We start from the raw sequence: 13,406 nt of genomic DNA, 5'->3' as shown, positions 1-13,406 counted from the left end.
CCCCTTACCGCAGTATCATAAGCCAAAACAGTGACCAGGGAGGTCCGCCATGCCCATGAGCACAAGCTGTCCGCATCAGCCCTATTGCGAAATGCGGGAACAGACCGATATGCGCTTCATCAGTCATCTGACGCGCAATACCTTCGCCATCATCCTGGCCGGGGGCCGGGGCACCCGACTGAAGCAACTGACCGATTTCCGCTCCAAGCCGGCCGTGCCTTTTGCCGGCAAGTTCCGCATCCTCGACTTCACGCTGTCCAACTGCGTCAATTCCGGCATCCGCAAGATCGGCGTTGCCACGCAGTACAAGGCGCACAGCCTGATCCGCCACATCCAGCGCGGCTGGAGCTTCCTCGACGGCCGTTTCGACGAGTTCATCCAGCTCCTGCCGGCCCAGCAGCAGATCGACGAAACGCAGTGGTACCAAGGCACGGCTGATGCGGTGTACCAGAACCTGCATTTCCTGCGCCGCTATCAGCCGGATCACATCCTGGTCGTCGCTGGCGACCATATTTACAAGATGGACTACGGCCGCATGCTGGCCCACCACGTCAAGCATCATGCCGACATGACGGTCGCCTGCATTGACGTGCCACTGGACGAGGCCCGCGAATTCGGGGTGATGGGCGTCGACGAACAGGATCGGGTGATCGACTTTGTCGAGAAACCGCAAAACCCGCCCGCCATTCCCGGTCAGCCTGATCGGGCGCTCGCCTCGATGGGCATCTACATCTTCAACACCAAATTCCTGTTCGAGCAACTGGAACGCGATGCGATGACCAAGGGCTCCAACCGGGACTTCGGCAAGGACATCATTCCCTACATCGTTCCCCGCTACCGGGTATTCGCCCACCGCTTCGCCGACTCCTGCGTCGGCAGCGACAATCACCGACCGTACTGGCGCGATGTCGGGACCATCGACGCCTACTGGGAGGCGAATATGGAAATGACCAAGGTCACGCCGGAACTCAATGTCTACGACCGCGACTGGCCGATCTGGACCTATCAGGAGCAAATACCGCCCGCCAAGTTTGTTTTCGACGACGAAGACCGGCGCGGCACGGCGGTCGATTCGCTGATCGCTGGCGGCTGCATCATTTCCGGCGCCAGCGTGAAGCGTTCGCTGCTCTTTTCCAGCGTCAATGTGCATAGCTGGGCCAGTGTCGAGGATTCCGTGGTCTTGCCCGACGTCGACATCGGCCGCCACGCCGTGCTCAAGCGCTGCGTTATCGACAAGCACTGCCGGATTCCCGAGGGCATGGTCATCGGCGTCGATCCGGAAGAGGACCGCAAGCGCTTCCATGTCAGCCCCAAGGGCATCACGCTGGTCACGGCCGAAATGCTCGGCCAGGGCGCCGCTGAAGGTCGCTGATGGCAGATCTGGCTTTTCTCTGGCACATGCACCAGCCGGACTACCGGCACCCGGACAGCGGGGAATTCCTGCTGCCCTGGGTGTTCCTGCACAGCATCAAGGACTACACCGACATGGCGGCGCATCTGGAGCGCCATCCGAATGTGCGCTGCACCGTCAATTTTGTGCCGGTGCTGCTCGACCAGATCGAGGATTACGCCGATCAGTTCGACAGCCATCAGTGGCGCGACCCGCTGTTGCGCATTGCCGACAGCGCCGATCCGGAGCAACTCTCGCCAGCCGACCGCGACTGGCTGCTCGACATGGCCTTCCGTTGCCACGCGCCGACCATGCTCGAACCCTTCGCCCCCTACCGGCGCTTGCGCGACCTGCTGGATTTCGTTCGCGCCCATGACGGCAATGGACTGAACTACCTGTCCGGGCATTATTTTGCCGATCTGGCCACCTGGTACCTGCTGGCCTGGTGCGGCGAAAGCCTGCGCCGCAGCGGCACGGTCATCCCTGAACTGATGGCCAAGGGCAGCGCCTTCAGCTTTGACGAACGGCAGGCCTTGCTGGCCGAACTCGGCCATGCCATCCAGGGCATTATCCCGCGTTACCGTGCCCTGGCCGAACGCGGCCAGGTTGAACTCAGTTGTACGCCAGGCACGCATCCGCTGGCACCGTTGATGATCGACTTCAATGCCGCCCGCGAAGCCCTGCCCGACTGCCCATTGCCAGCCGCGCCCGAATATCCCGGTGGCCGTTCGCGGGTCGAGGCCCATCTGGGCGAGGCCAGGGAAAGCCATCACCGCCGCTTCCAGCAAACGCCGGCAGGACTGTGGCCGGCCGAAGGGGCCTTGTCGATGCCCTTCCTGAAACAAATCGCCGAGTCGGGCTTTCGCTGGACAGCCAGCAGCCAGGGCGTCCTCAGGCACTCCGCCGGCAACGACGCCCGCACCACCGTCGCCTGGCAGGCGCCGGAGGGTATCCCCGGCGATATCACGTTATTTTTCCGTAACGAACATCTGTCAGACTTGATCGGCTTCGAATACGCCAAGTGGCACGGCCGCGATGCCGCCCAGCATTTCATGACGGAGTTGAAAGCCTTGCACCTGCAGGATGACCGCAATTTGATCCCGGTCTTTCTCGACGGCGAAAATGCCTGGGAATACTACCCGTACAACGGCTGGTACTTCTTCTCCGACCTCTACGACGCCCTGAGCAAGAATCCGGGCATTCGTACCGTTACACTGTCCGAAGCTGCCGCCAGCCAGCATGAGCGCCGGGCTCGCCTGCCTCGTCTGACGGCAGGCAGCTGGGTCTTCGGCACGCTATCGACGTGGATCGGCAATCCGGACAAGAACCGCGCCTGGGAAATGCTTTGCGACATCAAGCAATGTGCCGACCGGGCGCTGGACGGCGAACGGCTGAGCGACGAAACCCGCCACGAAGTCCTGCGCCGGCTGGCCATCTGCGAGAGTTCGGACTGGTTCTGGTGGCTAGGTGACTACAACTCGCCGCAATCGGTCGCCTGCTTCGACATGCTGTTCCGCGAAAACCTGAAGGCGCTCTATCGCCTGCTCAACCTGCCCCTGGCAGCCAGCCTTGATCACCCGATCAGCAAAGGCGGCGGCGAGCCAGAAAGTGGCGGCACCATGCGCCGCGCCACCTAAGAAATCACCATGACTCACGCAGTTACCCTGCTCCTTGGCGTGCATGCCCACCAGCCGGTCGGCAACTTTCCGGAAGTCATTGAAGACGCCCACCAGCGCTGCTACAGGCCTTTTCTGGAAACCCTGCACGCCTATCCCGACTTCCGCTTCGCTGTCCATTTCTCCGGCTGGCTGCTCGACTGGCTGCGCGAACGCCACCCGGCCGACATGGCTCTATTGGCCGACATGGTCAAGCGCGGCCAGGTCGAACTGTTCAGCTCCGGCGACACCGAACCGGTGCTGGCGGCCATTCCGCATCGTGACCGCGTCGGGCAACTGAAAACCCTGAACGACAAGCTGACCGGATGGACCGATGTCAAACCGACCGGTGCCTGGCTGACCGAACGCGTCTGGGAGTCCTCCGTCGTGCCAGCGCTGGCCGAGACCGGCATCCGCTATGTCACGGTCGATGATTACCATTTTTTCTGCACCGGCAAAGCGGCCGATGAGCTCGACAGCTTCTTCAGCACCGAGGAAGATGGCACCCGGCTCGACCTTTTCCCGATTTCCGAAGCGCTGCGTTATCGCCTGCCTTTCTCGCCTGCGCACGAAGTGATCGCTTACCTCGAAAGCCTGGCCGACCGTAACCAAGCCGCCGCCATCTACTTCGACGACATCGAGAAATTCGGCATCTGGCCGGAAACCTACGACTGGGTCTACAACCGTGGCTGGCTGAAGGCGCTGATCGAAGGCGTGCTGGCCAGCCCGAAAATCCGCACGGGCACCTACGCCGATTTTCACGCCAACAACGTGACACGCGGCATCGTCTATTTGCCAACCACGTCGTACAGCGAGATGAACGAATGGACGTTGCCGATGCCTGCCGCCGGCATCTACTCATCCTTCCTCGCCACCGAAAAAGCCGCCGGGCGCGGCGATCTGCACCGGCCTTTCCTGCGCGGCGGAATCTGGCGCAACTTCCTGACCCGTTATCCGGAAGCCAACTGGATGCACAAACGCATGCAGGGCCTGTCGGCACGCCTCGGCGAAATCGCCAATCCGCCGCAGGCACTGGTCGACGAGCTTTACCGCGCCCAGGCCAACGACGCCTACTGGCACGGCCTGTTTGGCGGGCTCTACCTGCCCCACCTGCGGCGCGCCGTGTGGAACAACATCATTGCCCTCGAAGCCGAACTCGACGCCCAGCATCTCCGCCCGGCCCTTGCCTCGGTCGACCTCGATTTCGACGGTAAAACGGAAACCATCGCTCATACGGCCGCCCTGCAAGTCGTCATCCGCAACGATGGCCTGGCGACTGCCCACGAGTTGAGCAGCTACCCGCTGAAGCACAATTTCGGCGATACGCTGCGCCGCTACCACGAGCACTATCACGACAAGATCGCCCACGGCCCGAGCGAGCATAGCGGCGAAGGCATCGCCTCGGCCCACGACATCGTCCGCTTCAAACATCCGATCAGCGCTGAAGACATCGTGCCGGATGCCCTGCCGCGCGCTCTCTGGCTGGACAAACTGGATGGCGCCACACTGGGCGATTACGTCCAGGCCGAAGGCTCGCTCAGCTTTGCCCGCCCGCACATCACCAAGACGTACACGCTGGAGGATTCAACAGTGGCCATTACCTGGCAACTGAACGGTCTGGCCGGACACCACTTTGAAACCGCACTCAACCTGGCCATGCCCAGTTGCGATGGCTTCCTCGGCCGCTACATGCTGGCCGACGGCAGCATCCCCAGCGGCTTTGGGCTGCCCCTGCACCTGCCGGCAGCCACCACGCTCAGCCTAGACGACGGGGTACTGGGTGGTCGATTGATGCTACAAACCTCCCTGGCTGGCGAAATTCACGGCCAACCACACCAAACCGTCTCCCAATCGGAAGCCGGCTTTGAGAAAATCATGCAGGCGGTCGAACTCCGGCTCGGCTGGACCATCCCCGACAATTGCCAGACCCTGCAACTCCAACTGAACATAGAACCCAGACCATGACCGGAACTGTTTACAACCTCGAAGTCAATCCGCTGCTGCCGGAACGTCTGGAACGCCTCGAAGAACTGGCCAACAACCTCTGGTACAGCTGGGACCGCCCGACCCAGGGCCTGTTCGCCAGCCTGTCGCACTCACTGTGGAAGGCGACTAACCACAATCCCAAGGCCTTCCTGAAGCGGGCCGACCAGAAGCGCCTGGAAGCGATTGCCGAAGACCCGGTCTTTCTCGGCGCCCTGAATCGCGTCGTCTCGTCCTACGACACCTACCACGAGATGCCGAACATGGCCCACGTGCACGGCCAGCCCTTCGCCGACGACGACCTGATTGCCTACTTCTGCGCCGAATTCGGTTTCCACGAAAGCCTGCCGATCTATTCCGGCGGTCTCGGCATCCTGGCCGGCGACCACTGCAAGGCGGCCAGCGACATGGGCCTGCCCTTCATCGGCGTCGGCCTGCTCTACCGCCAAGGCTATTTCCAGCAGACACTGACCGCCGACGGCCATCAGCAGGCCACCTACAACGATTCGGATTTCGATGACCTGCCGGTCACTCCCCTGCTCGATGCCGACGGCCGGGAAGTTCTGGTCGCGGTCGACTTCCCCGGCCGGACCATCCAGGCCAAGGTCTGGGAAGTGACTGTCGGCCATGTCCGATTGATCCTGCTCGACACCTGGCTGCCGATCAATAGCGCGCGCGACCGGGAAATCACCCACCGCCTGTACGGCGGCGACAAAACGACGCGCATCGAACAGGAAATCCTGCTCGGTGTCGGCGGCACCCGCGCCCTGGCCGCCCTTGGCCTGAAACCAACGGTCTGGCACGTCAACGAAGGCCATGCCGCCTTCCTGATCCTCGAACGCATCCGCGGCCTGATCAAGGGCGGCCTGCCCTATGCCGCCGCCCTCGAAGCGGTCGCCTCGAATGTCGTATTCACGACGCACACGCCGGTGCCGGCCGGGCACGATCATTTCCCGGAAGAAATGATCCGCAACTATTTCAGCGCCTGGTGCCATGATCTCGATCTGAGTTGCGAACATCTGATGAACCTCGGCGCCGAACCGGGCAAGACAGACTTCAACATGACTGCCCTGGCCCTGCGCGGCTCGCGTCACCACAACGGCGTATCGCGCATCCATGGCGACGTTTCGGCCGACATCTGCCGCTACCTTTGGCCGCAAATCCTGCCGGAAGAGAATCCGATGGACTACGTGACCAACGGCGTCCACCTGCCCACCTTCCTGGCGCCGGAGTGGTTCGAAACCTTCGAGCACTATCTTGGTATCGGCTGGCAGGAAAGACAGACCCAGCCGGGCAACTGGCACGGCATCGACGACATCCCCGATGCCACCTACTGGAGCATCCGCCAGCAGTTGAAGTCCAAGCTGCTCAAGCTGGTCCGCGAACGCATCCGCGAACAACACCACCGCAATCAGGGCTCGCCGTCACACCTTGATCGCCTGCTCAAATACGCCGACCCGGACAACCCGAACATCCTGACCATCGGCTTCGCCCGCCGCTTCGCCACCTACAAGCGGGCCGCGCTGCTCTTCCAGGACCCGACCTGGTTACGCGAGATCATCACCCAGGCCAACCGGCCGGTGCTCTTCCTGTTCGCCGGCAAGGCCCATCCGGCCGACCTGCCGGGCCAGGAGATCATCCGCAAGATCGCCGAAATGGCCAAGCTGCCGGAGTTCGAAGGGCGCATCCTGCTCGTCGAAGGCTATGACCTGCACCTGTCGCGCTCTTTGGTCGCCGGCGTCGATGTCTGGCTGAACAATCCGATCTACCCGCTGGAAGCGTCCGGCACCTCGGGCATGAAGGCCGCGATGAACGGCGCACTCAACCTCTCGGTCCTCGATGGCTGGTGGGGTGAAGGCTATGACGAAGGCGACGGCGGCATCGCCAACGGCTGGGCCATCAAGCCGGTGCCCGGCCACCTCAGCGATGTACAACGCGACGCCGAAGAGGCCCGCACGCTGTACGAACTGCTGCAGGATCAGGTCATCCCGACCTATTACCGGACCGGCCCGATGGGCTATTCGCCGGAATGGGTAGCGATGTCGAAGCGCTCGATTTCGACCATCTCGCCCCGCTTCAATGTGACCCGCATGGTCAGTGAGTACGTCAAGAAGTTCTACTCGCCGGCCGCCGTCCACGGTCGCCACTTCGCGCAGGCCGACTTTGCCGTCGCCCGCAATGTGGCCGACTGGAAAGCCAAGGTCCGTGCCGCCTGGTCGGGCGTCCGACTGCAGCGCATCGACACGCCGGAGCGCCGCCTGAAGTTCGGCGGCTCGGTCCGCATCGAACTGGCCGTGCAACTGAACGGCCTGCGCCCGGAAGACGTGACGCTTGAAGCCCTGTTCGGCCGACCCGGCCGCGACGGAGGCATCGGCCGCGTCCGCCATTACCCGCTGACCTGCGACGGCCAGAACGATCACGGCGAAATGCGCTACCAACTGGAACTGACGCCGGAACTGTGCGGCAAGCTGGAATACCGCATCCGTATCTTCCCGACCCATGCGTCACTGACCCACCCTCTTGAAACCGGATTGATGATCTGGCTATGAACCCTATCGACTCCCCGGCCTGGCGGGCGCTCGCCGCCCACGCCGAGGCTATCCGCCCGCTGCATCTGCGCGACCTGTTCGCGACCGATCCGCAGCGCTTCGAGCTTTTTTCTCTACACCACGATGGCCTGTTGCTCGACTATTCGAAGCAACGCGTCAGTGTCGAAACGATGGCCCTGCTCCGCGCCTATGCCGAGACGGCCGATGTCACCGGCTGGCGCCGCAGGATGCTGGACGGCGAGAGCATCAACCACACTGAAGGCCGCGCTGTCCGCCACATGAGCTTGCGTGCCGGCGACCAGGCGCCGGCCGAAGTCCGTGCCGCACTGGCCCGCCAGCAGGCGTTCTGCGAAAGCATCCATAACGGCGTTTGGCGCGGTTTTTCCGGCGAGCGGATCACCGATGTCGTCAATATTGGCATCGGCGGCTCCGACCTTGGTCCGCGCATGGCGGCCCTGGCCCTGTCGGCGCGGCAACAACCGGATATCGCGGTGCATTTCATCGCCAATGTCGACAGCGCCGACATCGCGCCGCTGCTCGCCAGCCTGAACCCGCGTACCACGCTGTTCATCGTCGCCAGCAAGACTTTCACGACGCTGGAAACCCTGACCAATGCCCGCACTGCCCGCGACTGGCTACTCGCCACGGCCGGCCAGGAGAGCGCCATTGCCCGCCATTTCGTCGCCATCTCGACCAATCTCGAATTAACCAAGCAATTCGGCATTGCCGACGACAACGTCTTCGAGTTCTGGGACTGGGTTGGTGGCCGTTTCTCGATCTGGTCGGCCATCGGTCTCTCGCTGGCCCTCGCCATCGGCTGGAAGAACTTCGAGCAACTGCAGGCCGGCGCCCGGGCCATGGACCGGCACTTCATCGACACCCCGGCCGACGAGAACCTGCCGCTGACGCTGGCCCTGCTCAGCCTGTGGAACACCAATTTCCTCGGTGCCTCGACCGAGGCCATGCTGCCCTACAGTCAGTCGCTGCATCTGTTCCCAGCCTATCTGCAGCAACTGGAAATGGAGAGCAACGGCAAGCAGATCGACCGCGACGGCAAGCCGCTGAACATCGCGACCAGCCCGGTGATCTGGGGCGAGTCCGGCACCAATGGCCAGCACTCGTTCTACCAGCTCTTCCATCAGGGCGGCCACCTCATCCCGGCCGACTTCGTGGCGCTGCGCGAAGCTGATTTCCCCCTGCCCGGCCATCACGCCTCGCTGCTGGCCAATTGCCTGGCCCAGTCCGCCGCCCTGGCTTTTGGTCAAACGGCTGAAGAAGTCCGTGCCGCAGGCATTCCGGAGGCCCTGATTCCCTACAAGGTGTTCCCCGGCAATCAGCCGTCGAACACCCTGCTGCTGCCCTCACTCGATCCCTACACGCTGGGGCAGTTGCTTGCCCTGTTCGAGCACAAGGTCTTCTGCCTGGGTGTGCTGTGGAACCTGAATGCTTTCGACCAATGGGGCGTCGAACTCGGCAAACAACTGGCCGGCCAGCTGACCCCGCTGATCGAGGGCAACGGCGATCTGTCAGCCTTCGACAGCTCGACACGCGGCCTGATCACGGCCCTGAAAGGATAATCATGAGCTCGCTCTCGATTCTCTTTGCCACCTCCGAAATGGCCCCCTGGGTCAAGACCGGTGGTCTCGGCGATGTCGCCGCCGCCCTGCCTGCCGCCTTGCGCAAGGCCGGCCACGACATCCGCGTCCTGCTGCCGGCCTACCCGGCGCTGAAACAGGCTTTCCCGACAGCGACGACGGTCGCTGAACTGCCCGCCTTCGCCCCGGGACTGCCGGCCTCCCGGCTGCTTGCCGCCCAGACCGGCAAGCTGGAATTGCTGCTGCTCGACTGCCCGGAACTCTACGACCGCCCGGGCAACCCCTATCTCGATGCCACTGGCCGCGACTGGCCCGACAATGCGCTGCGCTTCGGCCTGCTGTCGCGGGTTGCCGCCCGCCTCGGCCAGCCGGATTCACCGCTGAGCTGGCAGCCCGACATCGTCCACGCCAACGACTGGCAAACCGCCCTCGCACCAGCTTACCTGCATTACCAGGGCGGTGCGGCCAGCGTCGTCACCGTGCACAACATCGCCTTCCAGGGCTGCTTCGGTCGCGAAATGCTGGCCGCCCTTGGCCTGCCGGAACACGCCTGGCGTTTCGATGGGGTCGAATATCACGACCAGCTATCGTTCCTGAAAGCCGGCCTGCAACTCGCCTCACAGATTTCCACGGTCAGCCCGACCTATGCCCGGGAAATCCAGGACGAGCATTTCGGCTATGGCCTGGCCCCGCTGCTGCGCCACCGCAGCGCGGAACTGCGCGGCATTTTGAACGGCGTTGATACCGACCTCTGGAATCCGGCCACCGACCCGGTACTGGCGACCGGCTATGCGGCCAACCGCCTGGCTGCCAAGCGGACCAACAAAGCGGCACTGCAAACCGAAATGGGGCTGGAGGTCACCGCTGACCGCCCGCTGTTCGGTGTGATCAGCCGTCTGACCAGCCAGAAAGGCCTCGACCTGCTGCTCACCGTCGCCGAAGGCCTGCCCGAGCTACCGGCCCAACTGGTCGTACTGGGCAGCGGTGACAAGCTTATGGAGGCGGGTTTCGTTGAGCTGGCCAAGCGCTTCCCGGCGCAGATTGTCGTCAAGATCGGCTTTGATGAAGGCCTTGCCCATCGTATCGAAGCCGGCGCCGACTGCTTCGTGATGCCATCGCGCTTCGAACCCTGCGGCCTGAACCAGATGTACAGCCTGCGTTACGGCACGCCGCCCATCGTTCGCGCCACCGGCGGCCTGGCCGATACGGTCGTCGATGTCTGTGAAGACACGCTGGCCGACAAGTCGGCCAACGGATTTGTGCTCGACGGCGACACGCCGCATGCACTCTGGCTGACCATCGAGCATGTATGCCGCACCTGGCAGGACAAGAAACTGTGGCAGCGCATCCAGCAGAACGGCATGCGCCGGGATTTTTCCTGGACGCACGCCGCCAACGAATACGTTGCGCTCTATCGCGACGCCATCGCTACCCGAGCTTAAGCACCAGCATGCCCGAAATCATTCTCATCGCCGCCGTCGCCAAAAACCGGGTGATCGGCAAGGACAACACGCTGATCTGGAACCTTCCAGAGGACATGGCGCACTTCAAGGCGCTGACCGCCGGCCAGACCGTGGTCATGGGTCGCAAGACCTGGGAGTCGCTGCCGCCACGTTTCCGCCCCCTACCGGGTCGCCGCAACGTCGTGATCAGCCGCCAGGCCGATTACGCCGCCCCCGGCGCCGAAGTTGCCAACTCGCTGGAAAACGCCCTGCAACTGGCGTCGACGGCTGAAAGCGTTTTTATCATTGGCGGCGAGCAGATTTACAAACAGGCGATGGCAGTCGCCGACCGCCTTGAAATCACCGACGTCGACCTCGAACCGGCAGGCGATGCCTGGTTCCCGGAAATCGCAGCAACCGACTGGTCAGTCACACAAAAAAACACCCCGCCCAGCCAAAGCGGAACGGGGTTTTCTTTTGTGACCTATCGCCGCAAATAGCGGCCGGGTTCAGCGCACGCAATCGACGTAGTAGCTGCCGTCCCCGCCCTTGACCAGACCGTGCACGTCGGTCTCGAAGCCGGGGAAGCGGGCGTTGAACTCGCGGGCAAACTTCAGGTAGCTGCAGATCGTCTTGTTGAAGCGTTCGCCCGGAATCAGCAGCGGAATGCCCGGCGGATATGGCGTCAACAGCACCGCGGTAACCCGGCCTTCAAGGGCATCGACTGGCACGCGCTCGATATCGCGATGCGCCATCTTGGCGAAAGCATCGGCCGGACGCATGGCCGGGACCATGTCCGACAGGTACATCTCGGTGGTCAGACGGGCGACGTCATTGTGTTTGTAGACGCTGTGAATCTGCGTGCATAGATCGCGCAAACCAACCCGCTCGTAACGCGGATTCTTCTGCACGAACTCGGGCAATACCTTCCACAGCGGCTGGTTCTTGTCGTAATCGTCCTTGAACTGCTGCAGCGCGGTGACCAGCGTGTTCCAGCGGCCCTTGGTGATGCCGATCGTAAACATGATGAAGAAGCTGTACAGGCCGCACTTCTCGACGATAACGCCGTGCTCGGCCAGGTACTTGGTCACAATGGCCGCCGGGATGCCGAATTCGTCGGCGAAATCGCCATCGACGTCGAGGCCCGGGGTGATGATCGTTGCCTTGATCGGGTCGAGCATGTTGAAGCCGTCGGCCAGATTGTTGAAGCCGTGCCAGCGCTCGCCCGGCTTGAGCATCCACGCCTCACGTTCTTCGATACCCTCTTCGGACAGGTCGTCCGGCCCCCAGACCTTGAACCACCAGTCGGCGCCCCACTCTTCGTCCACCTTGCGCATGGCGCGGCGGAAATCGAGGGCTTCGGCAATCGACTCCTCGACCAGCGCCGTACCAGCCGGCTCTTCCATCATCGCCGCCGCCACATCGCAGGAAGCGATGATCGAATACTGCGGCGAGGTCGAGGTGTGCATCAGATAGGCTTCGTTGAAGATGTCGCGGTCGAGCTTGTAGTTGTCGGCATCCTGCACCAGGATCTGCGAGGCTTGGCTGAGGCCGGCCAGCAGCTTGTGGGTCGATTGCGTCGAGAAAATCATCGACTCCTTGCAGCGCGGACGATCGGCGCCGATGGCGTGGTAATCGCCGTAGAAATCGTGGAAGGCGGCGTGCGGCAGCCAGGCTTCGTCGAAATGCAGGGTGTCGATCCTGCCGTCGAGCATGTCCTTGATGTCCTCGACGTTGTAGAGGATGCCGTCGTAGGTCGACTGGGTGATCGTCAGCACGCGCGGCTTGGCGGTCTTGTCGGTGATGAAGGGATTGGCGGCGATCTTCTTCTGGATGCTCTCCCAGGCGAATTCGCTCTTCGGGATCGGCCCGATGATGCCGAAATTGTTACGCGTCGGCATCAGGAAAACGGGGATCGCCCCGGTCATCATGATGGCGTGCAGGATGGACTTGTGGCAGTTGCGGTCAACAACCACGACATCGCCCGGTGCGACGGTCGAGTGCCAGACAATCTTGTTCGACGTCGAGGTGCCGTTGGTCACGAAATACAGATGGTCGGCATTGAAGATACGGGCTGCGTTGCGCTCGGAAGCGGCCACCGGGCCGGTATGGTCGAGCAACTGGCCGAGTTCCTCGACAGCATTGCAGACGTCGGCGCGCAGCATGTTCTCGCCGAAGAACTGGTGGAACATCTGGCCGACCGGCGACTTAAGGAAGGCAACGCCGCCCGAGTGGCCAGGGCAATGCCACGAATACGAACCGTCGGCCGCGTAGTGGGTCAGCGCCCGGAAGAACGGCGGCGGCAGCGAATCGAGGTAGGCCTGCGCCTCACGCTTGACGTTGCGGGCGATGAACTCCGGCGTGTCCTCGAACATGTGGATGAAGCCGTGCAGTTCGCGCAGCACGTCGTTCGGGATGTGGCGCGAAGTGCGCGTTTCGCCGTGCAGGAAGATCGGAATCTCGGCATTACGATTGCGGATTTCCTTGACGAAGGCGCGCAGCTCGGCCAGCGTTTCTTCGGGCTCCAGCGCCAGTTCCTCGTCGTCGATCGACAGGATGAAAGCCGAGGCGCGGCTCTGCTGCTGGGCAAACGAGGTCAGGTCGCCGTAACTGGTCACCCCGACCACTTCCATGCCTTCCTTCTCGATCGCCTCGGCCAGGGCGCGGATACCGAAGCCCGAGGTATTTTCCGAGCGGAAGTCCTCGTCGATGATGATGATGGGGAAGTGGAAGCGCATGGTGAATCCTTAAAAAGCGGCGACCCGCCGCAGCGGGTCACAGAATAAGACGTT

The 13,406-nt window shown here is 62.8% G+C and carries 8 protein-coding genes; 7 read left to right on the top strand and 1 reads right to left on the bottom strand.

The genetic code is table 11. From position 1 onward, the window contains the following. Positions 1-49: 49 nt before the first annotated feature. The 7 genes from glgC to DARO_RS03000 are packed head-to-tail and all read left to right on the top strand — an operon-like array spanning position 50 to position 11,114. A complete protein-coding gene (glgC, locus tag DARO_RS03030; RefSeq protein WP_011286351.1) occupies positions 50-1,372 on the top strand; it encodes a glucose-1-phosphate adenylyltransferase in 1,323 nt (440 codons plus the stop codon). Beyond that, positions 1,372-3,027, top strand: a complete 1,656-nt coding sequence (locus DARO_RS03025) for a glycoside hydrolase family 57 protein (RefSeq protein WP_011286350.1) — start codon at positions 1,372-1,374, stop codon at positions 3,025-3,027. Before glgC ends, DARO_RS03025 begins: the two co-directional genes overlap by 1 nt. 9 nt (positions 3,028-3,036) lie before the next feature. Next, positions 3,037-5,010: an alpha-amylase/4-alpha-glucanotransferase domain-containing protein gene (locus DARO_RS03020; protein WP_011286349.1), complete on the top strand. Its 1,974-nt coding sequence runs from the start codon at positions 3,037-3,039 to the stop codon at positions 5,008-5,010. After that, entirely contained in the window at positions 5,007-7,577 is a 2,571-nt protein-coding gene (glgP, locus tag DARO_RS03015; RefSeq protein ID WP_011286348.1) for an alpha-glucan family phosphorylase, read from the top strand. The genes DARO_RS03020 and glgP overlap by 4 nt, the downstream gene beginning before the upstream one ends. Next, positions 7,574-9,154, top strand: coding sequence for a glucose-6-phosphate isomerase (gene pgi, locus DARO_RS03010; protein WP_011286347.1), 1,581 nt, complete (start codon positions 7,574-7,576; stop codon positions 9,152-9,154). The genes glgP and pgi overlap by 4 nt, the downstream gene beginning before the upstream one ends. A gap of 2 nt (positions 9,155-9,156) precedes the next feature. Beyond that, positions 9,157-10,614 (top strand): glycogen synthase GlgA, encoded by a 1,458-nt coding sequence (gene glgA / locus DARO_RS03005; RefSeq protein WP_011286346.1) that lies wholly within the window; start codon positions 9,157-9,159, stop codon positions 10,612-10,614. 8 nt (positions 10,615-10,622) lie between these two features. Then, the gene (locus DARO_RS03000; RefSeq protein ID WP_011286345.1) at positions 10,623-11,114 is read left to right on the top strand and encodes a dihydrofolate reductase; all 492 of its coding nucleotides are present in this window, start codon (positions 10,623-10,625) and stop codon (positions 11,112-11,114) included. 9 nt (positions 11,115-11,123) lie between these two features. Here DARO_RS03000 and DARO_RS02995 read toward each other — a convergent pair whose 3' ends face one another. Further along, complete coding sequence (locus DARO_RS02995; protein ID WP_011286344.1) at positions 11,124-13,352, bottom strand: arginine/lysine/ornithine decarboxylase; 2,229 nt, start codon at positions 13,350-13,352, stop codon at positions 11,124-11,126. Positions 13,353-13,406: the final 54 nt, after the last annotated feature.

The sequence above is a fragment of the Dechloromonas aromatica RCB genome, from assembly GCF_000012425.1.
This window is presented reverse-complemented; position numbering and strand designations above follow the sequence as displayed.

Bases quoted from the DNA above. Each gene is read 5' to 3' on its own strand.
- glgC (WP_011286351.1), top strand. From the start codon at position 50: ATGCCCATGAGCACAAGCTGTCCGCATCAGCCCTATTGCGAAATGCGG.
- DARO_RS03025 (WP_011286350.1), top strand. From the start codon at position 1,372: ATGGCAGATCTGGCTTTTCTCTGGCACATGCACCAGCCGGACTACCGG.
- DARO_RS03020 (WP_011286349.1), top strand. From the start codon at position 3,037: ATGACTCACGCAGTTACCCTGCTCCTTGGCGTGCATGCCCACCAGCCG.
- glgP (WP_011286348.1), top strand. From the start codon at position 5,007: ATGACCGGAACTGTTTACAACCTCGAAGTCAATCCGCTGCTGCCGGAA.
- pgi (WP_011286347.1), top strand. From the start codon at position 7,574: ATGAACCCTATCGACTCCCCGGCCTGGCGGGCGCTCGCCGCCCACGCC.
- glgA (WP_011286346.1), top strand. From the start codon at position 9,157: ATGAGCTCGCTCTCGATTCTCTTTGCCACCTCCGAAATGGCCCCCTGG.
- DARO_RS03000 (WP_011286345.1), top strand. From the start codon at position 10,623: ATGCCCGAAATCATTCTCATCGCCGCCGTCGCCAAAAACCGGGTGATC.
- DARO_RS02995 (WP_011286344.1), bottom strand. From the start codon at position 13,352: ATGCGCTTCCACTTCCCCATCATCATCATCGACGAGGACTTCCGCTCG.